Raw genomic sequence first — 23,621 nt, forward strand, 5'->3', positions numbered from 1 at the left:
CATACAGTATATTGTTACGTTATTATCCAGCTATTTGCTGGTTAATAAACAGTGTAGGAGGGACAAAACCCTTGCCCTTTATATAGGAACGGGGATAACCATATCATGGATTTGTAACAGGTGCATGATGAAGCCAAGGATATGGTTATTCGTATTATACGGATTCTTCTTATTATATAGGTTACTAACAAGGTCCGTAATATTCATACAATACCTATTAAGATAAGAAAATGGAAAAGGAGAGGGGAATAATGAATTATATAGAAAATAACGGATTGTATTATCGTCATAATCATGGAGGTCACCATCATAATGGCGGACATAACCATCATGGAGGGCACAATCACTATGATCATCACCACCATCACGGAGGTGGATGGGGCTGGGGTGGTGGCTCATGGGGCGGTGGATTTTTCCCAGGAAGTTTTGCTGGAGGCGTGTTAGGTGGACTTACAGCTGGCGCATTAACGGGTGCAGGAAGTGGAGGCTACTATCCAGCACCGTACCCAGTAACTTATCCAGCACCATACCCAGCACCATATCCAACTCCATATCCGGGGTATCAGCAAATACCATATCCGTATTAAACTAAAAAAGAGGCTTGCCTCTTTTTTTAGTTTAATAAAGTATTTATAAAATATTTCCAAAATAAAGGTGAAAATATGTTAATATTTTGTTATTGTAATTCAAAAACATATATACTAATTTTAACTTTTATATTATTATCCGTGAATAGTTGTATAGTGTGCTCGAAATTCTATTTCGCTAGTAAAGTAAAGAGGTTAGATATGCGCGAGATTAATAGGGAATAGGCGTTGTATAGAGCTAGCTATAAAGGAATGTAAGAGTATAATAAATTAGGCTAATTATAGCGATAAGAAACTACTATTTATAATTGAAACGGTATTATATTGCTTTTTATTACAAATAATATTATGTTATTTTAATCGGCATATTTCAAAATGTGATGAATGCAAATAGCTATTATTAAGAAATGAAATATCTCTATTTCTATGAAGAGAAACAAGTTGTGTTTTAGTCAGATAGGAAGCAAGGAGAGATGCGCATGCTAGAACAAAGAGGTCATGCATTATATGACTCTTCATTGCGAGATTTAAAGTTAGCATTAGATGAGTCTTCAATTGTTGCGATTACAGACCGAAATGGTCTTATTACATATGTAAATGATAAGTTTTGTGAAATCTCCAAATATACACGAGAAGAGTTAATAGGAAAAGATCATCGTATTTTAAATTCAGGATATCACCCGAAAACATTTTTTCAAATTCTATGGAAGCGTATTTTGAACGGAAAAGTATGGAGAGGTGAGATTCGAAATCAAGCAAAAGATGGGACGTATTATTGGGTTAAAACAACAATTGTTCCGTTTTTAAATGAAAAAGGAGAGCCGTATCAATTTATCGCGATCCGAAATGATATTAGTAGTAGGAAAGAAGCGGAACAGAGGTTGCGGTTAAGTGAAAGTCGTTATAGGGAGCTTGCGTATCATGATGCTTTAACGAGTTTACCGAACCGATTGCAGCTAATAACGACTGTAAACGAGATGATTGCAGGAAAAAAAGAATTTGGTATGATTTACTTTGATTTGGATCGTTTTAAATTAGTAAACGATACGCTAGGTCATATGATAGGGGATTTACTTTTAAGCGAAGTTGCTTCACGGTTGCATTATGTGCTAGGAGAGAAAGACGTTCTGGCTAGGCTGGGTGGCGACGAATTTGTGCTGTTAACAAAAAATCATAAACAAGATGAAATGAGGCAGTTAGCAACATCTGTGTTGTCATGTTTTCAGGCCCCATTTATGCTTGAAGGTCATGAAGTATACATTTCAGCTAGTCTAGGACTGTGCGCATATCCGCAAGACGGACAAGATGTAGAAACTCTATTGAAAAATTCGGATTTAGCCATGTATAGTGCGAAAGAACAAGGCAGAAATGCCGCGTGTTTCTTTACAGATGAGTTACGTGCGAAAATAAATCGTAGAATGAAAATTGAATTCGCTTTGCAAAAGGCAATTCGGGATGAAGAATTAGATGTGGTACTGCAGCCTATTATTGATTTGAAAACGAAGAAATATACTGGTATTGAGGCTTTAGCACGTTGTTCGACAGAAGAAGGGCCTATTTCGCCAGGCGAATTTATTCCAGTAGCTGAAGAATCTGGACTTATTATAAAATTAGGAGACTGGGTATTAGAAAAGTCATGTCGCTTGTTTAAAACATTGCCAGATTACGAAGAAGGACTAAAGTTATCTGTTAATTTATCCATACAACAATTAATGCAAAAGCGTTTTATTATATCTGTACGTAGCATTTTAAGGAGAACTGGCTTTCCACCGAATCGTTTAATTTTGGAAGTAACGGAAAGTATCGCTGTTCGCCATTTTGATTATATTATTGCTACATTACAAGAATTAAGAAATATGGGTATTTTAATTGCTTTAGATGACTTTGGAACGGGTTATTCTTCCTTATATTATTTAAAGCAACTGCCACTGGATATAGTGAAAATTGATCGTAACTTTATTCGTGAATTTCATTATGATCACGCACAGCCAGAGCGAACGATTGTAAAATCTGTTATTGAAATTGCCCATAGCTTAAATTTAGCAGTAGTTGCTGAAGGAGTAGAAACAGTAGAGCAAGAAAGTTTATTACAATCTATGGGCTGTGATTACGTCCAAGGATTTTATTATGCGAAACCTTTATCTGTAGGAGAGTTAAAAGAAAAGTTAATTACAGATTTTTAATAAAAAAGAGAAGCTGGTAGCTTCTCTTTTTTTAATTCGTTTTTTGTGAGTTTTTCATGAGTACTGGATAAAGAATAAGACCTAATACGAACAATCCGATTCCTAAGAAGAAAGTTTTTAAATCAGCAGTTCCGGTTTTGATAACCCAAATAGAGTATACAAATGCTAATGTGGTAATGATCCCATCCTTTATTCGAGAGCCAGGCATTATATCATACGTTTCTCCTGTAATAACCAATTTGAATTGGTACAGCGTAGAAACAAGGTATGGAATTAAATAAGCTAATGTTGCTACAACGATAGCGAAATTATAAGCTTCTGATACGGTACCAGAAATCGTTGAGAATAAGAAAATTTGCGTCATCACATTTGTAATAAATAATGATTTTGAAGGACTACCTTTTTTATTTGTTTTCGCGAAAAACTTAGGGAAAAGTCCATTCTTGGCTGCCTGGTAAGGTACTTCTGAACTAACAACGATCCAGCCAACTGTAGATCCAAATAAAGATACAAGTGCAAGTAAAGCCATGATATAGGCACCTTTATTGCCAATTGCTAAATTTAATGCGTCTACTAATGGTTTTTGAGATTCTTTTAAAGCATCTTGCGAGAGAGCTCCCATTGTAAGTAAAGTAATTGACATGTAAATAAGAAGAGCGATAATCAACCCGAAAATGGTAGCTTTTTTTACATCGCGCTGAGATTTTGCACGGTTAGAAAGCATTACAGCAGATTCAATACCGATAAATGCCCAAAGTGTTGCGATAGCAGCTGAATTGATTTGTCCACCTAACGAAATTGATTGTCCTGCTTCATTCATAAATGTTTGACCGTCTCCGAAATTAGAGGCATTGAAAATGAATAATGTGATTACAATAAACATTGTAAATCCAATAATTTTTGCAATGGTAGCAAGAAGATTCATATTTCCAGCTCGGTCAATATTTTGAGAAAGAATATATTGAATTCCCCATAACATAAGGCTACATACGAGGAAAGTTAGTCCTTTTCCGAGTTCTAGTGAAAATCCGTTCGTTGAAAAAAGAATTTGCTTACTTTGTAACACTGGAAAGAATGTTGATAAATATCCAGCAAAGGAAATAATAACAGATGCGGTTGCAGCCCAGTTCGCAGCCCAATAGCCCCATGCCATACTATATCCTGCAACTTTACCCGCTTTTTTTGAAGGGAACATCGCTTGAGCATAACTTTGTGGTCCAGCTTTTAATTCTGGTTTTCGGATTGCTAAATTTCCAAATACGAGTGCAATCATAAATACGCCAAGGCCTGTAATACTCCATGCGAGTGTAGAACCCATTGGACCTGATACATGTGCTAAATTTGCTGGGAGCATAAATACGCCACCGCCAACCATATTTCCGATTACAAAAGCTGTTAAAATCCATAATCCCCATTTTTTCGTTTCCATTTTTGTTAACTCCTTTGTAGTAAGTTTTGCTTAAACATCATTTTTTACTAGCTTTTTGGCAATAAAAAAAGAGCCATGTAGATAAAAAATACCTACATGGCTCTTCGCCTAACGTAGGTACAACGGGAATAACCCTTGTACCTACGCGTAATTTTTCCGCTAGGTTTCAAGGGTTACGTATGATGATGATGTTTTTGTGCAAATGTAACTACAATTGTTGTATAAGTAAGCATAGTTCTTTGCTCCCTTTCTCCTCTGATTTTGAAGTTAGTATACTACATGTTTTTTTGAATGAAAAGAAAAATATAAAAATTTTTATAAAAATACGTTTTAGAGATTAAATATTTACCTGTATTTTTCCTATACTGGAAAATAAGTGAGAGATTGGCAGAAGAGTGTAGCATGGTATAATACATATAGAATTAGAAGGTGACAAGGGGCTATTGTAGATGATGAGTAAGTATGAACAAATTTATACAGAAATCAGTAAGTCTATTGATAATAAGCGATTAAAAGAGGGATGCAAAATCCCATCCGAAACTGAATTAATGAAGCAGTATGAAGCAAGCCGCGGTACGGTAAGAAAAGCTGTAGATTTATTACAAGAGCGTGGCTATGTTCAAAAAATACATGGAAAAGGTGTTTTTGTTTTAAAGCGAAAAAACATTGAATTCAACTTTGGTGGTATTGTAAGTTTCCAAGAAGAAAATGAACGTTTAGGACGCCATTGTATTACAGAAGTCGTGGAAATGGAGAAAGTAAAAGCGACAAAAGAAGTTGCAAAGCTATTAAATGTGAAAGAGAAAACAGAAATAGATCATATTAAACGAGTACGAAATATTGATGGAGAAAAAGTAATTTTGGATATTAATCATTTTGTATCGGAATATATTCCTGGATTAACGAGTGAAATTGCAGCGGAATCCATTTATAAATACATCGAGAAAGAATTAGGTCTTCATATTAGTTACTCACAGAGGGTAATTGAAGTGCAGCCATGTACAGAGGACGATAGAGAGTATTTAGATTTAAATGGAACAGACTATGTTGTCGTTGTGAAAAACTTTACGCATTTTTATGATGGAAGTCAGTTCGAATATACAGAATCACGCCATCGTTTAGATATTTTTCATTTTTCGGATGTGGCGCGGAGAAAATAAGGAGATGGAACGAAATAACGTTTCATCTCTTTTTTTATAAAAAAATCACAAACTCGTACATACGAGTGTTGACTAACTTATATATACGAGTTAATATGTAATTGTAAACGGTATCAAAAAAAGAAAAGAGGGACGGGAATATGGGGAAAGACTATCGTCAAACAGCAGAGGAAGTGTTGCAGTATATTGGTGGAAAAGACAATATTGAACAAGCTGCGCATTGTGTAACGAGGCTCCGTATCGCTTTAAAAGATGAAAGTAAAATAGATAACGATAAATTACAGTCTGTTTCATTAGTGAAGGGAGCGTTTCATAACGCTGGAGTATTTCAAATTGTAATCGGTCCAGGAGATGTTGATCGAGTTTATGCCGAATTGATAACGCTTGCAGGTATGAAGGAAGCGACAGTAGCTGATGTAAAAGATTCTGGAAACCAAAAGTTAAATCCAGCTCAAAAGTTTGTAAAGGTATTTTCAGATGTATTTATGCCGATATTACCAGCCATCGTAACAGCTGGTTTACTAATGGGAATTAACAATTTATTAGGGGCAAAGGACTTATTTTTTGAAGGTAAAAATTTATTAGATGTGTATCCAAACTTAAGTGGGCTTTGGGATTTAATTAATATGATGGCGAATACAGCATTCGTATTCTTACCAGCACTTGTCGGTTGGTCAGCGACGAAGCGTTTTGGTGGTAGCCCGATATTAGGGATTGTTATGGGATTAATGCTTGTGCATCCAGCCTTATTAAACGCGTGGGATTATGGTAAAGCAGCGACTGGTTTAGATGGACAAAAGATTGAGTACTTCGATATTTTAGGATTATTTCAAATTGAAAAGGTAGGGTATCAAGGTCAAATTCTACCGGTTTTAGTAGCAGCATTTGTATTAAGTAAAGTGGAAATCTTCTTAAAGAAACATGTACCAAATGCAATTCAATTATTAGTTGTACCAATTACAACGATTGTCGTAACAGGTGTGTTAGCATTAGGAATTATTGGTCCAGTTACACGTCATATTGGAGATTTATTAACAGCTGGATTAGTAGGTGTATATGAAACAGTACCAGTAGTTGGAGCAATATTGTTTGGAGCATTATATGCACCGCTCGTAATTACAGGTATGCATCATATGTTTATTGCTATCGACTTACAATTAATTGCACAGCACGGTGGTACATTCATTTGGCCAATGATTGCTCTTTCTAACATTGCGCAAGGTAGTGCGGCACTTGCGATGTTCTGGATTTCTAAAAATCAAAATGATAAAAGCATGGCATCTACATCAGCAATTTCAGCATATTTCGGTATTACAGAGCCAGCTATGTTTGGTGTAAACTTACGAAATAAATTCCCGTTCTATGCAGCGATTATAGGATCGGCTATTGCAGCTATATTTATTACGTTAAATGGTGTATTAGCACCTGCTATCGGAATTGGCGGATTACCAGCATTTATTTCTATCATTCCGAAATCGATTCCAATGTTTATTGTAGGAATGGTTATCGCAGTTGTAATCCCATTTACGTTAACATGGTTATTTGCAAAACGAGTAAAACAGAAGTAGGAGGAAGTTAAACATGAAGGATTGGCATAAAAGTGTAGTTTATCAAATTTATCCGAAGAGCTTTAATAGCTATTACAATAAAGAAACCGGTGATATAAAAGGAGTTACAGAGAAACTAGATTATTTAAAAGAACTCGGAGTAGATTATATTTGGCTAACACCGATATACCAATCACCACAAAATGATAATGGATACGATGTAAGTGATTACTACAGTATTGATCCATCTTACGGAACGATGGAAGAGTTTGAAGAGCTTTTAGAAGAAGCAAAGGCACGTAACATTGAAATTATGCTCGACATTGTTGTAAATCATAGTTCTACGGAGCATAAGTGGTTTAAGGAAGCGAAGGAAGATAAAAATAGTCCGTATCGTAATTACTATATTTGGCGTGATGAAAAAAATAATTGGCAATCTAAGTTTGGTGGGTCTGCTTGGAAATATGATGAGAAGACAGAGCAATATTTTTTACATCTATTTGATGAGACACAAGCTGATTTAAATTGGGAAAATAAAAAACTTCGTGAAGAAGTATATGATATGATGCGTTTTTGGCTTGATAAAGGGGTAACTGGATTCCGATTAGATGTTATTAATTTAATTTCAAAAGATCAACAGTTCTTAAATGATGACGGAAGTACGGCGACAAGCGATGGGCGTAAATATTATACAGATGGCCCGCGCGTTCATGAATATTTACAAGAGATGAACCGAAATGTTTTTGAAGGGAAAGATGTAATTACAGTTGGAGAAATGTCATCTACGACAATTGATAATTGTATTAAATATTCAAACCCTGAGCGTAATGAATTAAGTATGACGTTTAGTTTCCATCATTTAAAAGTAGATTATCCGAATGGAGATAAGTGGACGCAAGCTGATTTTGATTTCATTAAATTAAAAGAGATTATGTCTAATTGGCAAATTGAAATGCAAAAGGGCGGAGGATGGAATGCGTTGTTCTGGTGTAATCATGACCAACCCCGCATAGTGTCACGCTTCGGTGATGATAGAAAGTACCGAAATGAATCTGCGAAAATGTTAGCGACAGCTATGCATATGTTGCAAGGAACACCTTACATTTATCAAGGCGAAGAAATCGGTATGACGAATCCTAAATTCGAGTCCATCGAGCAATATCGCGATGTGGAATCGTTAAATATACACGATATAAAGCTAGAAGAAGGATTATCAAAAGAAGAGATTATCGGGATTTTAAAACAAAAATCTCGTGACAACTCTCGTACTCCGATGCAGTGGAATGAAAAGGTGAACAGTGGTTTTACAACAAGTACACCTTGGATTTCAGTTGCTGAGAATTATAAAGAGATTAATGTAGAAAAAGCATTAGAAGATAAAGAGTCTGTATTTTATCATTATAAAAAGTTAATAGAACTTAGAAAAACGTATGATGTAATTACAGAAGGAGAATATGCTATTTTAGATGAAAATCATGCTAAGATTTGGGCATATACTCGTACTACAGAGAGTGAAGTGTTACTTGTTATTAATAACTTCTATGGAGAAGAAATAACGTACTCTGTACCAGCTCATGTTCAATTAGATGGGATGAAGCAAGAAGTACTAATGTCGAATTATAAAGATTTCAGCAAGGATATTACAAAACTTAACTTAAGACCATATGAGTCAATTGTCTATCGATATACGAAATAAAAGGTTGTATGCCCGCGCGGCATACAACCTTTTATTTTAAGACACCGCTATACAAAATGCTTACCTCTACCTCAGGCTTAAATTTTACTTTTGCATAATCTTTATTCCAATTTTTTTTCTTCCATAAGTCAGGGTGATAAGCGATAAGATGTCTTCCAATACCGAAAGCATCACAATTTGCTTTTTGTAATTTTTTCGTTATCTTTTTAGCTTCTTTCGTAAGCTGTTTAGACAATTCTTTGTTTAGTTTGGCTCTTTCATCCATTTTGTAAAGATTATCTCTCGGAGCTTCAAGCGCTATAACTTTTAATTGAAGCTTAATGTGAGCATAAACATTTCCTTTTTTATCCGTTGTTATTTTTAAGTCTCGTTTTAACTTTCGATTGCTAATTTCCATTGTTAAATAATCAGATGTCTTCTCTGATTCATCGCTAGTAAGTTTTTGGGTTATACGGGCACTTGTTCCCATTTTTCCGGTTAATAATACGAATAAAACAGAGTGTTTCAAAGGTAAATGCCCAGTTAATTTATCATTATTAAATAAAGCTAACCCGTTTGTAATTACTTCTTTTCCTTTTATTTTTATAGACGGGAGGGTGAAATCTTTACCGGGATCTAACATTTTTGTAGCAGCTGTTTCTAAAGTTTCTTTTGGAAATACACTCATATCTTCTAAGCTTTTCACTTTTTTCTTTAGAAAATCTCCAATTAGTAAATTTCCTACTTTCTTTTTTTCGAGTATCTCGGACGTTTCACCATCTACTGCAATAAGTTTTACTAAAGCAGTTGGATTTGTTGGGTCACGAAAGCTGACATCTAAATAGGGTAGTATACCTTTTTTTAGAATTTTGGTTCCTAGTAATTGAACACCATATTTGAAATAGCGAATATTCCCAGTCACATTTTTTTTTAGGGCATCGCTTGTATCCCTTATGTTATGCCCGGTTGCTGAATGTATTTCATTTTCGAATGAAGATTGCTCTCCGCTCGAACTTTTTACGAGCTCGATTGTTTGCTGGAGTTTATTCTCTTCCGTAATATCAGATCCAATACTATAAGCTAACCTTGCTTCCCTTAATGGTTCTTGATCCCAACAGCCAGAAAGGAGGGAACTAGTACATAATATAAAAAGTAATTTAAATCTTTTTTTGAACATACTGTTCTCCTTTCTTCTTTCTTATTACTGAATAGAGTAGAAATAAAAGAGGGAGGACAACGATGAAAATATAGGTGAACTTATCAGTGAAAGTTGCAATTACTTTTAATTCTTCAGGTGTATCTATAAATAAGGCTACACTAAAAGCAATAATACCAACGATTGGAACAGCCTTTTTATGATTAGAAAGATTGAATATATGTCCAATTCCGATAGAAGCGGCACAGTAATAACTAGCGATAGAAGCTACAACAGTTATCATCCAAATTGGTATGAATAGTAAATCAGTTCGGTCTATAATCCCGATATGTAAGGAGCGTAATAAGTAAGCAACTGGTTCTGGGATAAGTTCAATTTGTTTTGGACTAAATACGATAAAGCAAATCCAAACAGTAAAAGTATAAAAAAGAGTTACAAATCCATTAGCGATAGAAATGGCCTTCAGTTTTGCCACAGCAGTCCCATTTACTTTTGGGAAAGCGATAAGAATAATTTCAAAACCATACATAGCTGTAATTGTTTCTTTCGATGCTTGAATAATATTCCACCATCCAGCCTCTGTAATGGGAAAAATATAAGAAAAATCAGCCCGTGAGAGCCCAAGTCCAATTAAAAGCGCCATAGGTAAAATGAGAATAGAGGCCATGACATAAAATCGTACGATGACTTTAAACGTATTATAAGCTACATAACAACAAGCTATTGTAAATAGCATAAGAATGGCAGACCAAGGAGTGGCTTGTAAGATCCAAACTTTAATGACATTACAAGCGCTTAACATAACCGTCATACCAATAAGGGTAAAATAAAAAACATAAGCAAAACCTAATAGTTTTCCAAACTTATTACCAAATAGCATACAAACACTTTCATACATATCTGCATCCGGAAATCGTTTTAGGAAAAACCACATAAGTAAAATAATAAGTTGAATTGCAAGTCCAGCGATGAGAACAGAAATCCACCCACCACCTTTCGCAATTGGGTGAAGGCGGTTTGGGAGAGAAAGTATACCCACTCCGATTTGGCATTGAATAACGAAAAAGGTAAATTGAACAAGCGAGATGTTACTTTGCGTGTTTGTCACCGTTCTCATCCTCTCTCGTTACATGTTGTCGTTGCATTGTTTTCGGCTTTGGATCATGAGGCCGTTCCCAAAATGACCAAATTGGGAGTCTTACGAAAGAATCTTTCATATCTTTTATCCGCATCGGGGCAACAGGAGAAAGATATGGTGTATGAAAAGAATGAAGCTGACATAAGTGAACGAAAGTTATAATCAAGCCAAATGAAATTCCTACATATCCGAATAGGGCAGCAAGAATCATTAATGGAAAACGAAGAATTCGAACTGCTGAACTCATATCGTTTGATGGAACGAGAAAAGATGAGATTGCAGTTAAAGCTACAACGATAATCATTGTGTAAGAAACGAGTCCGGCTTTTACAATTGCATCACCAATTACTAAACCACCTACAATACCGATCGTTTGTCCAACTCGGCTCGGCAGACGAATACCAGCTTCCCGTAATAATTCGAAAATTAATTCCATTAAGAGAGCTTCAAAAATAGGAGGAAGCGGTACTTTCTCTAATGAAGCTTTAATTGTATACACAAGTTCGAGCGGCAACACATCGGGATGAAAAGCGACAGTTGCAATATAAAAAGCTGGCAAGAGAAAGGCAATTAAAAAACTTACTAAGCGAATCATTCGGATGAAAGAACCGACAATCCAGCGGTTATTATAATCATCTGGTGATTGATAAAAAGCGAATAACGTAACAGGTACGATGAGCACTGTTGGATCTCCGTCAGATAAAATGGCAACCCGTCCTTCCATTAAATTTGCTGCGACTCTATCTGGACGCTCTGTATTTAATTGCTGCGGAAATGGCGAGAAAGACGTATCCTCTATAAATTCTTGTATGTATCCTGGTGGCATAAGTGCATCCGTTTTAATTGTTTCTAATCTTCTTTTCACTTCTGTAACTAAATCGTCATTCGCTATATTTTGCATATAAGCAATTGCTACTTTCGTGTGCATTTCTTCACCAATTGTAAAATACTTAACAACTAAATTTGAACTCTTAATGAGTTTACGAATAGAGGTTAAATTAGTTGCTAGGTCCTCTACAAAACCAGTATGTGGACCGCGCACAACCCCTTCATTATCAGGCTCTGCTATATCTCTCTTTAAAGATAAAGCTGTTTCGAAAATACAAAAACTAACGACATGTTCATGAAAATATAATGATTTACCTTGTAATAAAAGTTGTATCCCATAATTTAAATTCGTTTCTTTTTTCATATTTAACGTAGAAAAAGATTTATCTAAAGATAAATCCGACCGCGTTAATAATGGCTCAAGAGCTAATTGATGAATTAGATTTGGATCTGCTAAAGATTCAATATATATGATCGTTCCTTTTCCGTTTTGAAAAGGGACATCTAATTTTTTTATATCATCTGAGTGACAGAGCTTATTTTCAATGTAATTAATATTTTCCGGAAGTGATGGAAACATATGCTTTTTGCTATTATTTTGTTGTGAATTTTCCTGTTCAGTCATAATTTCCACCTCTATTAGAATAAAGTCACTCCTGTTAATTTTTGCTTTTTGTGAGAAATTTATGCTTGGATTATTTGGAAAAAAATCTTGAAAGTTACGTTACGTCATCTTTTATACTTAAGGAAATACGGAGTAGAGGGATGGTGTATATGATTTTGAAAAATATGTGGGGATGGAAAGAAATTTTATATTTATTAGTTTTCGTATTTCTAATTGTCCCAGTAACAGTTGAATCTCTTTTTTATAACTATGCTTTAAAAATAATAGGGAACTCATTATATGCCGGAGTATTAATGGGATTTATAATGGCAGTGATATTTACTACTGTAGTTTATCTTTTTTGTATAAAAAGATATCAACTATCTTGGAAAGATATTGGAATCCGAAAGCTTTCATGGAAAGATTTTTTATGGACGGTTATAGCATTGATTACCTTAATTGTAGTTAGTGTTGCTGTATTAATGATAATGGAGAAAATGGGTATTTCTTTTGAAAATAGTAAAACGGAGACGGTCCAAAATAATAAATCAATATATTCGTTCTGTATCGCGGTAATTGGAGCAGCAGTTATATCACCAATTTATGAAGAGATTTTATATCGAGGTGTTTTTTATACATTTTTTCGTGATAGATATGGTATATGGGGTGGAGTGCTTATAAGTTCTATAATATTTACCGTTGTTCATATTCCAACATATAACACATTACCAGTGAATTTTTTAAGTGGAGTAGTATTTGCGTGGTTATATGAGAAAACAAATTCTATTTTATCAGCTATAATTGCCCACGCACTATTTAATTTCATAGCAGTACTTTTAACATTTGTGTCGAATTAAGAAGATATATAGGAGGGATACATATGGAAATAGCTGTAGAACGTGTTTTTACAAAAGAGGTTTTAAAAAGAGCAGCGAGTTTGTTTCATGTAACAGTGGAAGAGAAGCCACTTGGAGATTTTGAAAATTATATTTTTAAGGCGAAGGGCGATCGTGGTGAAGATTACGTATTACGTTTAACTCACTCTTCTCATCGTTCTAAAAAGGGGGTCGAAGCTGAACTAGATTTTTTACGATATGTTGCGGAGAATGGGGCAAAGGTAGCAGGACCTCTTTATTCAACGTCTCAAAATCTTGTAGAAGAAATTAGAGCAGAGGATGAAACTTTCTTTTTCGCTTCCTTATTTACATATGCAAAAGGTGAGCAAGTAAAAGGAGAAGAATCTCCTTATTGGGGAGAGACTTACTTTGAAGCATGGGGAAAAGCGATTGGCCAACTGCATCGCCTAACAATGAACTATCCTAAAACAGACTATCGTGATACGTGGGAAGAAGACGAAAGTGGGATTGTTAATGAATTAGAAGATGATCAAGTGAAAAAGATTGCAGCGGTATTAATGGATGAAATAAAGGCTCTTCCAATTGAAAGAGAAACGTTCGGCCTTATGCACGGTGATATCCATCCCGGTAATTTTCATTATGATGGTAAAGAGCTAACAATCTTTGATTTTGATGATGCGGCTTATAATTACTTTATACATGATTTAGCGATGGTTCTCTATTACTCTGTTCTATTTACACCGTGGACAGCGGAAGAGAAGACAGACTTTGCTCGTAAACAGCTACAAGTGTTACGAAAAGGCTATGAGTATGAGCACAGACTAGCGGATAGTTGGTATGAATCGTTACCGTTGTTTTTACGTCTACGTGATGTTGGTTTATACGGTACACTTCAAAAGAAGTTTAAGGGGAAAGATATGCCAGATAACTTCCGAGAATTATCAGAAGAGCTATATGAAAGAATTATAAAAAGAGAAGCAATTGTGAATATATAATACATTTTTGTGAAAACAAAGTATACAGAATAAATGTATGCTTTGTTTTTTTATACAAAAATATGTTTGTTTTATTAAAATAATATTGTTATAGATTCGGTATACACTTATAATTTTATATATATTCTGAATATTCTTTATAAAGAAGGAGGGGGAATGTTGGAAGCTTTCGTAAATTGGTTAAATAATATTGTTTGGAGTCCAGCACTTGTTTATTTATGTTTAGGAGTAGGTTTATATTTTTCCATTCGAACGAGGTTTTTACAAGTAAGGCATGTAGGCGAAATGGTGAAGCTGACATTTCAAGGTGAAAAATCAGAGGCTGGTGTTTCTTCATTCCAAGCGTTAGCACTTTCGTTATCAGGGCGCGTTGGGACAGGGAATATAGCTGGGGTAGCAACAGCGGTTGCATTCGGTGGACCAGGAGCTGTATTTTGGATGTGGGCAGTGGCCTTTTTAGGAGCAGGATCAGCTTATGTAGAATCTACATTAGCACAAATATATAAGACGAAACATCAAGGGCAGTTTCGTGGTGGACCTGCTTATTACATTGAAAAAGGTTTAGGTGTGAAATGGTATGCATTAGTATTCGTTGCAGCGACAATTCTTGCAACGGGACTTTTACTACCAGGTGTGCAAGCAAATAGTATTGCTGTAAGTTTAGAAACAGCTTTTGGAATTAACACTACCGTATCAGGGGCTTTATTAGTTGTTGTATTAGCTCTTATCATCTTCGGTGGCGTAAAGCGAATTGTTAACGTGGCACAAGTTGTCGTACCGTTTATGGCAGTAGGTTATATTTTAGTAGCTTGCGTTATTGTTGCTATGAATATTGAAAAGTTGCCAGAAGCATTTATGTTAATTATAAGAAGTGCTTTTGCATTAGAGGCGGCTTTCGGTGGTATTATCGGTTTAGCAATTTCTTGGGGAGTAAAACGTGGTATTTATTCCAATGAAGCAGGGCAAGGAACTGGACCACATGCAGCAGCTGCTGCGGAAGTATCACATCCAGCTAAACAAGGTTTAGTGCAAGCATTTTCCGTTTACATTGATACATTATTTGTTTGTTCAGCAACAGCATTTATGATGATTATTACAGGCATGTATAACGTATTTGATGCAAGCGGAAAAAACTTTATCGTAAATAAATTAAATGGTGCTCAGCCGGGACCGGGATATACACAAGCTGCGGTAGAATCTGTTTTCCCTGGATTTGGAAACGGTTTCGTTGCAATCTCGTTACTATTCTTTGCATTTACAACAATTATGGCGTATTACTACATTGCAGAAACGAATATCGCATACTTAAATCGTGATAAAGACCGTCCTTGGCTGTCTATGGTACTAAAATTTGTATTTTTAGGAGCTGTATTCTACGGTTGTATAAAAACAGCAGCAACGGCGTGGGCTTTAGGTGACATCGGTGTAGGAATTATGGCATGGGTAAATATCATTGCGATTTTACTATTACAAAAACCTGCATTAGTTGCATTAAAGGATTATGAAAAGCAGAAAAAAGAAGGAAAAGATCCGGTATTCGATCCAGGGCCATTAGGAATTAAAAATGCTGATTTCTGGGAGCATGAATACGGGAAAGATAAGAAAGAAGAAGTATCTTAATAGAATAGAAATGAAGAAGCAAAGGGAAATCCCTTTGCTTTTTTTATGGACAAAATGAGGCTGGAAGTTATTTTTTTGCCTATTTTTGAATATAAAAAGAATGTACATGCTTTGTTAGGGGAAGGAGGGGGAGAGTATGTTGATAGAGTTTCGTAATGTAAATAAATATTATGGCAACTTTCAAGTTTTAAAAGATATTAATGTGCAAGTGAAAAAAGGTGAAGTGGTAGTAGTTGTTGGTCCTTCAGGATCAGGAAAAAGCACGTTGCTTCGGTGTATAAATCAGCTAGAGACAATTACAGATGGAGAGTTACTTGTACAAAATACGGAGGTACACAATACAAAAACAGATATGAATGAATTACGCCGGAATATTGGGATGGTCTTTCAACATTTTTATTTATATCCACATAAAACGGTTCTTCAAAATATTACACTAGCACCGATTAAAGTAAATAAAGTTTCAAAAGAGGAAGCTGAGCAAACAGCGATGTTTTATTTAGAGAAAGTAGGAATTCCGGAGAAGGCTAGTGTATACCCGCATCAATTATCTGGAGGACAACAGCAAAGGGTAGCGATTGCGAGGGGATTAGCAATGCAGCCGGAAATTATGCTATTCGATGAGCCTACGTCTGCTCTTGATCCGGAGATGATTGGGGAAGTACTTGATGTTATGAAAACACTAGCTAAAGAAGGAATGACAATGGTCGTTGTCACGCATGAAATGGGATTTGCGCGAGAAGTAGCAGATCGGATCTTATTTATGGATGATGGTCAAATTATTGAAGATACGACACCAACACAATTTTTTGCAAATCCTGAACAGGAAAGAGCTCGTCTATTTTTAAGCCGAGTGTTAAATCATTAAAGGAGGAATTTCATGTTTAAAATGAAAAAGCTGTTTACGTTAATCGTATTCTCATGTTTATTCGTACTTGTCGTTGCCGGATGTGGAAGTAAAAAAAATGAGGCGAAAGAAACGAATACGAAGCAAGGTGGGGCTGTTGAGCAAATTAAAAAGCGCGGGAAACTAGTAGTTGGGGTGAAGAATGATACGAACTTATTTGGATTAAAAAATCCTTCCACTGGGCAGGTAGAAGGATTTGATGTTGATGTCGCGAAAGCACTTGCGAAAAAAATTCTCGGAGATGAAAAGAAACTAGAATTAAAAGAAGTAACATCTAAAACGCGTATTCCACTATTGAAAAACGGTGATATTGATGCAATTATCGCAACAATGACAATTACAGAAGAACGTAAAAAAGAAGTGGATTTTTCAGATGTATATTTTAAAGCGGGGCAATCGTTACTTGTGAAAAAAGGGAGCGATATTAAAAGTATTGATGATGTGAAAAAGGGTGTGAAAGTGTTAGCTGTAAAAGGTTCAACGTCTACAAATAATATTCGTCAAAAGTCACCAGAAGCGACTGTATTAGAATTTGAAAATTACAGTGAGGCATTTACGGCGTTAAAAGCGGGGAAAGGCGATGTTTTAACGACAGATAATGCAATTCTTTACGGCATGGCAAAACAAGATTCAAATTATGAAGTTGTAGGGAAAATTTTTACGGATGAACCGTACGGAATTGCAGTGCAAAAAGGTGCAGATGATTTGACGAAAGAGATTAATAGCTTACTAAAAGATATGAAAGCGAATGGGGAATACGATAAATTGTATGAAAAATGGATTGGACAAAAACAAGAGAAGTAAAGTGAAACTTTAATTAGTGGGGCTTTATTTCTAGTGAATAGTAACAGTGAGAGGATGAGGGATGCTCATCCTCTTCTTGTAAAGAAAGAGGGGAGAATATGTGCCTGATTTTTCTATATTAACGAATAATATTGATATGTATGTAGAAGGCTTTAAGTATACAGTTATGTCTAGTGTAATTGCATTAATAGGAAGCTTTATTTTAGGAGTAATTTTGGCTGTAATGCGTATTGCACCTATTCGTATTTTAAATTGGATAGGATCAGCTTTTGTGGAGTTTGTAAGAAATATTCCACTTGTATTAATTGCATTTATATTCTATTTTGCTTTACCTGTAATAGGAATTACTTTAAATGGGTTTGTAGCAGGAACAGTTACGCTTACCGTATATACAGCAGCGTTTATTGCGGAAGTTATTCGCGCTGGTATTTTATCAGTCGCAAAAGGTCAAATGGAAGCAGCACGTTCCTCAGGATTGACTTATACGCAAGCAATGTACTATATCGTTTTACCCCAAGCGATGAAAATCGTAATTCCTCCTCTAGGAAATCAATTTCTCAATTTAGTAAAAAACTCTTCCATACTCGGAATTATCGCTGGTACGGATTTAATGTATCAAGGAGACTTAATTTCAACGAAGACGTTAGTTACGTTTGATGTCTATATATTTGTCGGGATGTTTTATTTAATATTAACAATTCCGCTCAGTATGCTAGTGCGTTATTTAGAAAAACGCTTAGCAAAGGAGGCGGTGTAAATGGATTTTAAGGGAGCAATTACAGGAGATCATATTCTGTTTTTATTAAAAGGATTACTCATAACATTAGAGGTAGCGCTCGTAGCGATTGTACTTAGCTTTATTATTGGTAGTGTAATAGGGATATTGCGGTATATGAAAATACCTATCGTCTTACAAGTATTAGGAATTATCGTTGAAGTAATTCGAAATTTACCACTACTTTTAATTATATTTTTCACGTATTTTGCACTTCCAGAAGCAGGCTTGAAATTAGAAATTATAACAGCTACAATTGTTGCTTTAACAATATTTGAAGCAGCAATGATATCTGAAATTGTTCGAAGTGGTTTATTATCTATTGAAAAAGGACAGATTGAGGCTGCAAGATCTTCAGGATTAACGTATGTTCAAGCGCTTTGGCACATTATTTTACCACAAGCATTAAGAAGAATGGTCCCGCCGCTTGTTAGTCAGTTTATTTCATTGCTGAAAGATACATCATTAGCAGTTGTTATATCACTGCCAGAGCTTATGCATAATGCTCAAATTATTAGCGGACAGAATGTGAATTATATGATTCCAACGTTTATAGTAGTAGCTTGTATGTACTTTATCATAAATTATAGTTTATCAATTTTATCGAGAAGATTAGAACTTCGTTAACCTTTACAATATATGTAAAGGTTTTTCCTTGTTTCTCCTTATTTTCCTTTAATTATAATCTGGATCTCGCGATAATTCGATTTTTTATATTATTTTATCAGAAAAGTTTTAATTTTATATAGAAATTGTAATCGCTTTCGTGTATATTTTTATTATCAGAAAATTTTAACAAGATATAGGGGTATCGGTAGGGGGAGGATTTAGATGCAGCAACCAACGAATGAGAAATTACATCGTACGATGAAGAGTAGACATTTATTTATGATCGCACTAGGTGGTGTAATCGGGACTGGTTTTTTCTTAGGTTCAGGTTATACCATTAATCAGGCTGGACCAGGGGGAGCCATCCTGTCCTATTTAGTGGGCGGATTTATTATGTATTTAACAATGCTTTGTCTTGGAGAGTTAACGGTAGCAATGCCGGTTTCAGGTTCTTTCCAAAAGTATGCGACGAAGTTTATTGGGCCAGGAACGGGCTTTATGATTGGCTGGCTATATTGGCTTGGCTGGGCAGTGACAGTAGGACTAGAATTAACGTCAATCGGTTTAATGATGAAAAGATGGTTTCCGAATGTTGATGTTTGGGTATGGTGTCTCGTATTCGGCGTTATTCTATATGCGTCAAACGCAATTTCGGCGAAAAGTTATGCTGAATTAGAATTTTGGTTCTCTAGTATTAAAGTAGTGACAATTCTTGCGTTTGTTGTTCTTGGTGGTGGTGCATTATTAGGGTTTATATCATATGACGGAAAAGAAGCAGCACCTCTTTTCTCTAACTTTGTAAGCGATGGTGGATTATTCCCGAATGGACTAGCTGCCGTATTACTTACAATGATTACGGTTAACTTCTCATTCCAAGGAACAGAGTTAATCGGGATTGCAGCGGGAGAAAGTGAAAATCCAGAAAAAACAATTCCACGTGCAATTCGTAATACAGTATGGCGCATTATGTTATTCTTCATTTTAACAATGACGATTTTAGTAGGATTAATTTCTTGGAAAGAAGCAGGGGTAATTGAAAGTCCATTCGTAGTCGTATTTGATAAAATCGGTATTCCATACGCAGCTGATATTATGAACTTCGTTATTATTACAGCGTTACTATCTGTAGCGAATTCAGGATTATATGCGGCAACTCGTATATTATGGTCACTTGCAAATGAAGGAATGGCACCAACATCTTTCAAGAAAGTAAATAAACGAGGTATTCCAATTACAGCGCTAGTCGTAACGATTGCGGTAGCAGGGTTATCTTTATTCACAAGCTTCCTTGCAGAAGATACAGTATACATGTACTTATTATCTATAGCTGGTTTATCGGCTGTTTCAAGTTGGATCATTATTGCTCTATCTCAACTTCGCTTTAGAAGTCAGTATATAAAAGGTGGAGGAAAGTTAGAGGACTTAAAGTATAGAACACCGTTATATCCAATTGTTCCTATTTTAGCTTTAATTACAAATAGCATCGTTGTTATTAGTTTAGCGTTTATTCCAGAACAAAGAATGGCGTTATACTGTGGTATTCCATTTATCATTTTCTGCTATATATATTATTATATGAGTAAGAAACGGAAGAAACCGATGAAAGTGGAGATGGAAGCGAAGTATGAAAATAAAAATTAAGCATGATGGTATAGAGGCAGATTTATCGTATGGTCCATTAGCGATTGGAAAAGAAAATGGGTATTCACCGTTACAATTACTCGTTTCTTCTATCGCAGGATGTAGTGCAATTGTCTTTCGAACAATTTTAGAAAAGAAACGTATTACATACGATACGTTTACAATTGAAACTGAAATTGGTAGAAGTGAAGCTTTATCAAAACCAGTTGAAAGTGTTCATTTGCACTATAAAATTAAAGCCCAAAACATTACAAAAGAGCAATTGGACAAGGCATTACAACTTGCAGTGAAAAATTGTACGATTGTTCAATCGGTAAAAGATAGTATAAAAGTTATGGAAACAATTGAACTAATAAAGTGAAACATAAAAACGTGAGAATACGGCTCTCACGTTTTTATGTTTTAGAGAGAGGAGAAAGTGTAATGGAATGTTTAGGATGTAAATTAGCCAACGAAGAAGAAATTATATATAAAATATATGAAGATGAGTATGTAACATGCTTTTTAGATCATGAACCTTTTTATCCAGGTCATACTTTAATTGTGCCAAAGCAGCATGTTGTAGAAGTGGACGAATTAGATGATATTGTAGCAAAATCCATTATGGATGCTTCTAAGCTTATTGCAAAAGCGATTAAGCTATTATATAAACCAGATGGCGTTACAATTTGTCAAAATGGTGGAATCTTTAACGAGCTAACGCATTACCATATGCACGTTGTACCAAGATATAAAGAGCGCTCATTTGCAGAATTTTATACGGTACAACCGGGAGAACAGCAGAATCATAACTTAGAAGAGACAAAGAATTTGTTAAAAGAAGCGATAGAGCAAATACCGCCTACTGAAAAGGCATAAGAGGGATGTTCTTAATGGAACAGTCAGGAAAATTCTAATAAACAAAAGCCCAATTTACAATAGAGAAATTGGGCTTTTGTTTATTCTATTATTAAATTTTATCTATAAAAAGATTTTGCAGTGTCACAAAGTATATCGCTCATAAGAAACAAAAGCCCAATTTCTTAGTTACAATAGAGAAATTGGGCTTTTGTTTATTCTATTATTAAATTTTATCTATAAAAAGATTTTGCAGTGTCACAAAGTATATCGCTCATTCGTTATATAGAGTGAGAGGAGGAATTATATGAAAGTTACAAACAACGATTATGAAAAGATGGAAGAGCTATATGAGTTGTACGAACAAAAAATTTATTATGTAGCATATTCTATTTTAAATAATATTCAGCAGGCTGAAGATGCGGTTCAAGAGACGTTTATTACTCTTTATAGGAACTTGGAAAAGCTCCATAGCTTGAGCACTGAAGAGCTTAAACGCTACATTTTGAGGGTCGCGAAAAACAAGGCGATTGATAGTTACCGGAAAAATAAAAGACATGAAACATTTTTAGAAGAATATGAAAGAGAATCAATAGAAGCAGTAGATGAAAATATTGAAGAGTGGGAAAAACGTAACATGTCTGAGGTTCAAATTGATACATTGCTAACAGAATTAAGTGAATCTAACAGACAAGTGTTTAAGTATAAAGTCTTCTATAACTTAACGTATCAAGAAATTTCAAGTGTTATGGGAATAACCGAGGCTAATGCTCGCAAGCAGTTTGAACGCGCTCGAAAACGAGTCCAAAATATGATAGGAGGTATACAACATGACGAATTCAAAGAACTCCAAAGAAATATATGAACTTGCTGAAAAAATTGCTTTAGATGATTTTGATAAACTCGAAGAACAACATGAATTTTCACATACATATACGCGCAAAAAGAAATTGTTTATGGAGGAAATGAAGTTGAAAGATGGACAACCGCAGAAAAAGCGTAAAAAACATCGTATGTTAATCGCTGCTGCTTGTTTATTGATTGGTATGCCGACAACAGTTTTTGGTGCAGTAAAAGTCTACAATATGATCGTTCAAAAACAAAATTATGAAGTAAATGTTTCAGTAACAAATAAGGACTCGAAAAAGGATGATAAGTGGTATAAGCTGAAAATTGATAAATTACCAGAAAATATGGAAGCAATTGATGACTCTGCAATGAAATATTCCTTTAAAGATAACTATGCAATGGGGGGATTTTCATTCGCTCTTTGGAGAGTAGGGGGGAATTCAGATTTTCCAACTTTGTACTCGAAAAGTTATGAAGAAAAAGAGATAAATGGTAAGAAGGCAGTAATTGTCCATAGAGAAACTGGTAATAAAGATTTAATGTTTAATAGAGTGGTTTTTCTCTATTTTGAGGAAGAGGGAATTATGTTACAAAGTTATATTGGAAACGATATAAAAGAAGAACAAATGATAGATGTGCTAGGGAGTATTTCACTTGAGCCCACGTCAAAAGAAAAGTCATCACATATAAGCGATTATGATAAAAAGTATTTTAGCCAAGAAGGTAAAACAACTAAGGTGATTCCTTTGAAAAAAGACAGCAAACGACTATTTCATATAGGGCAAAAAGTTCCAGTAACGATATCTATGGATAACAGCCAAATTGAATATGTGATAGGAAAAGTTGAAGTTTTTGATTCAATTAAAGATTTTAAGCAAGAAAACTTTAATGAAATGGGCTTAGGAATACTAAGCAGGAATCAGGCTTTGGATCAAGCTGGACAATTGATACCATATAGAAGGGATAAATATAAAATTGGAAATGGTAAAGATTCAATTGATCAATTAGTAGAGTCAAAATTAGTTCATCCTAAATTTGTCTATCTGACAACAACAGTGAAAAATATAGGTAAAAAGGAGACGAAAGAAATTTATATGCATCCATCCATACAAGTGCTTCAAAGTAAAGGAAATGCATGGAAGTATGCTGGAAAAGATGGAATCGCAGAAAAAAATATTATGACAGGCGAAGTTGATTATTTAGAGCCTCATGGAGATGGAAAAAGCTTCTACAATATTGGCAGTATCCAACCAGGAGAAACGGTAAAAGTTAATTTAGGTTATTTTGTAGATGAAGATAAATTAGATTCAACCTTTTTGGATGCTTTCAATTACAGAGGGATTGGTGACACTGAAAATATGAATTCGAAAAATCGTTGGTGGTTTGATATTCGTCAATAGTAAAACAACTAGACTAAAAA

General features: G+C 35.0%; 21 protein-coding genes. 17 read left to right on the forward strand and 4 right to left on the reverse strand.

Features of this window, described 5'->3' with window-relative positions:
- Positions 1-251 precede the first annotated feature (251 nt).
- On the forward strand, positions 252-587 hold the full coding sequence (locus tag DN389_RS02125; RefSeq protein ID WP_088121275.1) for a cobalt transporter: 336 nt from the start codon (positions 252-254) through the stop codon (positions 585-587).
- 479 nt (positions 588-1,066) lie between these two features.
- Positions 1,067-2,770 carry a putative bifunctional diguanylate cyclase/phosphodiesterase gene (locus DN389_RS02130; protein ID WP_087983374.1) on the forward strand — a complete coding sequence of 568 codons (1,704 nt, stop codon included), beginning with the start codon at positions 1,067-1,069 and terminating at the stop codon, positions 2,768-2,770.
- 31 nt (positions 2,771-2,801) lie between these two features.
- Here DN389_RS02130 and DN389_RS02135 read toward each other — a convergent pair whose 3' ends face one another.
- Positions 2,802-4,199 carry an amino acid permease gene (locus DN389_RS02135; protein ID WP_000448430.1) on the reverse strand — a complete coding sequence of 466 codons (1,398 nt, stop codon included), beginning with the start codon at positions 4,197-4,199 and terminating at the stop codon, positions 2,802-2,804.
- 449 nt (positions 4,200-4,648) lie between these two features.
- On the opposite strand from DN389_RS02135, the gene treR reads away from it, so the two are divergent.
- The 3 genes from treR (at position 4,649) to treC (ending at position 8,602) form a co-directional block, all read left to right on the forward strand.
- Positions 4,649-5,359: a trehalose operon repressor gene (gene treR / locus DN389_RS02140; protein WP_088061842.1), complete on the forward strand. Its 711-nt coding sequence runs from the start codon at positions 4,649-4,651 to the stop codon at positions 5,357-5,359.
- Positions 5,360-5,499: 140 nt separating this feature from the next.
- Positions 5,500-6,927, forward strand: coding sequence for a PTS system trehalose-specific EIIBC component (gene treP / locus DN389_RS02145; protein ID WP_098190764.1), 1,428 nt, complete (start codon positions 5,500-5,502; stop codon positions 6,925-6,927).
- A 13-nt stretch (positions 6,928-6,940) separates the two neighbouring features.
- Positions 6,941-8,602, forward strand: a complete 1,662-nt coding sequence (gene treC / locus DN389_RS02150; protein WP_098190763.1) for an alpha,alpha-phosphotrehalase — start codon at positions 6,941-6,943, stop codon at positions 8,600-8,602.
- Between the two features lie 31 nt (positions 8,603-8,633).
- On the opposite strand, the gene gerKC is transcribed toward treC, so the two are convergent.
- Genes gerKC through gerKA form a run of 3 tightly spaced genes read right to left on the reverse strand, consistent with a single transcriptional unit; the run spans position 8,634 to position 12,328 of the window.
- The gene (gene gerKC / locus DN389_RS02155; protein ID WP_000474009.1) at positions 8,634-9,758 is read right to left on the reverse strand and encodes a spore germination protein GerKC; all 1,125 of its coding nucleotides are present in this window, start codon (positions 9,756-9,758) and stop codon (positions 8,634-8,636) included.
- The gene (locus DN389_RS02160) at positions 9,739-10,845 is read right to left on the reverse strand and encodes a GerAB/ArcD/ProY family transporter (protein WP_098190762.1); all 1,107 of its coding nucleotides are present in this window, start codon (positions 10,843-10,845) and stop codon (positions 9,739-9,741) included. Before DN389_RS02160 ends, gerKC begins: the two co-directional genes overlap by 20 nt.
- Positions 10,826-12,328 carry a spore germination protein GerKA gene (gene gerKA / locus DN389_RS02165; protein ID WP_098190761.1) on the reverse strand — a complete coding sequence of 501 codons (1,503 nt, stop codon included), beginning with the start codon at positions 12,326-12,328 and terminating at the stop codon, positions 10,826-10,828. The genes DN389_RS02160 and gerKA overlap by 20 nt, the downstream gene beginning before the upstream one ends.
- A gap of 149 nt (positions 12,329-12,477) precedes the next feature.
- Between gerKA and DN389_RS02170 the strand changes: the two genes are divergently transcribed.
- The 12 genes from DN389_RS02170 to DN389_RS02230 all read left to right on the forward strand — a co-directional run bounded on the left by DN389_RS02170 (position 12,478) and on the right by DN389_RS02230 (position 23,601).
- Positions 12,478-13,164, forward strand: a complete 687-nt coding sequence (locus tag DN389_RS02170; protein ID WP_088121278.1) for a CPBP family intramembrane glutamic endopeptidase — start codon at positions 12,478-12,480, stop codon at positions 13,162-13,164.
- A gap of 23 nt (positions 13,165-13,187) precedes the next feature.
- On the forward strand, positions 13,188-14,159 hold the full coding sequence (locus DN389_RS02175; RefSeq protein WP_088061850.1) for a phosphotransferase enzyme family protein: 972 nt from the start codon (positions 13,188-13,190) through the stop codon (positions 14,157-14,159).
- A gap of 159 nt (positions 14,160-14,318) precedes the next feature.
- Positions 14,319-15,779 (forward strand): alanine/glycine:cation symporter family protein, encoded by a 1,461-nt coding sequence (locus DN389_RS02180; RefSeq protein ID WP_000387178.1) that lies wholly within the window; start codon positions 14,319-14,321, stop codon positions 15,777-15,779.
- 136 nt (positions 15,780-15,915) lie between these two features.
- Positions 15,916-16,647 carry an amino acid ABC transporter ATP-binding protein gene (locus DN389_RS02190; RefSeq protein ID WP_048541716.1) on the forward strand — a complete coding sequence of 244 codons (732 nt, stop codon included), beginning with the start codon at positions 15,916-15,918 and terminating at the stop codon, positions 16,645-16,647.
- 12 nt (positions 16,648-16,659) lie between these two features.
- A complete protein-coding gene (glnH, locus tag DN389_RS02195; RefSeq protein WP_098190760.1) occupies positions 16,660-17,490 on the forward strand; it encodes a glutamine ABC transporter substrate-binding protein GlnH in 831 nt (276 codons plus the stop codon).
- A 100-nt stretch (positions 17,491-17,590) separates the two neighbouring features.
- Positions 17,591-18,247, forward strand: coding sequence for an amino acid ABC transporter permease (locus tag DN389_RS02200; RefSeq protein WP_098190759.1), 657 nt, complete (start codon positions 17,591-17,593; stop codon positions 18,245-18,247).
- Positions 18,248-18,892 (forward strand): amino acid ABC transporter permease, encoded by a 645-nt coding sequence (locus DN389_RS02205; RefSeq protein WP_098190758.1) that lies wholly within the window; start codon positions 18,248-18,250, stop codon positions 18,890-18,892. It begins immediately after the preceding gene.
- 204 nt (positions 18,893-19,096) lie between these two features.
- The gene (locus DN389_RS02210) at positions 19,097-20,515 is read left to right on the forward strand and encodes an amino acid permease (protein WP_046953813.1); all 1,419 of its coding nucleotides are present in this window, start codon (positions 19,097-19,099) and stop codon (positions 20,513-20,515) included.
- A complete protein-coding gene (locus DN389_RS02215; RefSeq protein WP_088121282.1) occupies positions 20,499-20,876 on the forward strand; it encodes an OsmC family protein in 378 nt (125 codons plus the stop codon). The genes DN389_RS02210 and DN389_RS02215 overlap by 17 nt, the downstream gene beginning before the upstream one ends.
- An 11-nt stretch (positions 20,877-20,887) precedes the next feature.
- The gene (locus DN389_RS02220; RefSeq protein WP_098190757.1) at positions 20,888-21,373 is read left to right on the forward strand and encodes an HIT family protein; all 486 of its coding nucleotides are present in this window, start codon (positions 20,888-20,890) and stop codon (positions 21,371-21,373) included.
- Between the two features lie 286 nt (positions 21,374-21,659).
- The gene (locus DN389_RS02225) at positions 21,660-22,217 is read left to right on the forward strand and encodes an RNA polymerase sigma factor (protein ID WP_098190756.1); all 558 of its coding nucleotides are present in this window, start codon (positions 21,660-21,662) and stop codon (positions 22,215-22,217) included.
- The gene (locus tag DN389_RS02230; protein ID WP_098190755.1) at positions 22,183-23,601 is read left to right on the forward strand and encodes an anti-sigma factor; all 1,419 of its coding nucleotides are present in this window, start codon (positions 22,183-22,185) and stop codon (positions 23,599-23,601) included. The genes DN389_RS02225 and DN389_RS02230 overlap by 35 nt, the downstream gene beginning before the upstream one ends.
- Positions 23,602-23,621 lie beyond the last annotated feature (20 nt).

This window comes from Bacillus sp. AY3-1 (genome assembly GCF_008368785.1).
GTDB classification, from domain to species: Bacteria; Bacillota; Bacilli; order Bacillales; family Bacillaceae_G; genus Bacillus_A; species Bacillus_A wiedmannii.

What these genes read in the sequence shown, in the direction of transcription:
- gerKA (WP_098190761.1), bottom strand. Translation starts at nt 12,328, where the DNA reads ATGACTGAACAGGAAAATTCACAACAAAATAATAGCAAAAAGCATATG.
- DN389_RS02225 (WP_098190756.1), top strand. Translation starts at nt 21,660, where the DNA reads ATGAAAGTTACAAACAACGATTATGAAAAGATGGAAGAGCTATATGAG.
- DN389_RS02210 (WP_046953813.1), top strand. Translation starts at nt 19,097, where the DNA reads ATGCAGCAACCAACGAATGAGAAATTACATCGTACGATGAAGAGTAGA.
- DN389_RS02215 (WP_088121282.1), top strand. Translation starts at nt 20,499, where the DNA reads ATGAAAATAAAAATTAAGCATGATGGTATAGAGGCAGATTTATCGTAT.
- DN389_RS02230 (WP_098190755.1), top strand. Translation starts at nt 22,183, where the DNA reads ATGACGAATTCAAAGAACTCCAAAGAAATATATGAACTTGCTGAAAAA.
- DN389_RS02190 (WP_048541716.1), top strand. Translation starts at nt 15,916, where the DNA reads ATGTTGATAGAGTTTCGTAATGTAAATAAATATTATGGCAACTTTCAA.
- DN389_RS02135 (WP_000448430.1), bottom strand. Translation starts at nt 4,199, where the DNA reads ATGGAAACGAAAAAATGGGGATTATGGATTTTAACAGCTTTTGTAATC.
- DN389_RS02170 (WP_088121278.1), top strand. Translation starts at nt 12,478, where the DNA reads ATGATTTTGAAAAATATGTGGGGATGGAAAGAAATTTTATATTTATTA.
- treP (WP_098190764.1), top strand. Translation starts at nt 5,500, where the DNA reads ATGGGGAAAGACTATCGTCAAACAGCAGAGGAAGTGTTGCAGTATATT.
- DN389_RS02125 (WP_088121275.1), top strand. Translation starts at nt 252, where the DNA reads ATGAATTATATAGAAAATAACGGATTGTATTATCGTCATAATCATGGA.
- DN389_RS02175 (WP_088061850.1), top strand. Translation starts at nt 13,188, where the DNA reads ATGGAAATAGCTGTAGAACGTGTTTTTACAAAAGAGGTTTTAAAAAGA.
- treC (WP_098190763.1), top strand. Translation starts at nt 6,941, where the DNA reads ATGAAGGATTGGCATAAAAGTGTAGTTTATCAAATTTATCCGAAGAGC.
- DN389_RS02130 (WP_087983374.1), top strand. Translation starts at nt 1,067, where the DNA reads ATGCTAGAACAAAGAGGTCATGCATTATATGACTCTTCATTGCGAGAT.
- DN389_RS02205 (WP_098190758.1), top strand. Translation starts at nt 18,248, where the DNA reads ATGGATTTTAAGGGAGCAATTACAGGAGATCATATTCTGTTTTTATTA.
- glnH (WP_098190760.1), top strand. Translation starts at nt 16,660, where the DNA reads ATGTTTAAAATGAAAAAGCTGTTTACGTTAATCGTATTCTCATGTTTA.
- gerKC (WP_000474009.1), bottom strand. Translation starts at nt 9,758, where the DNA reads ATGTTCAAAAAAAGATTTAAATTACTTTTTATATTATGTACTAGTTCC.
- treR (WP_088061842.1), top strand. Translation starts at nt 4,649, where the DNA reads ATGATGAGTAAGTATGAACAAATTTATACAGAAATCAGTAAGTCTATT.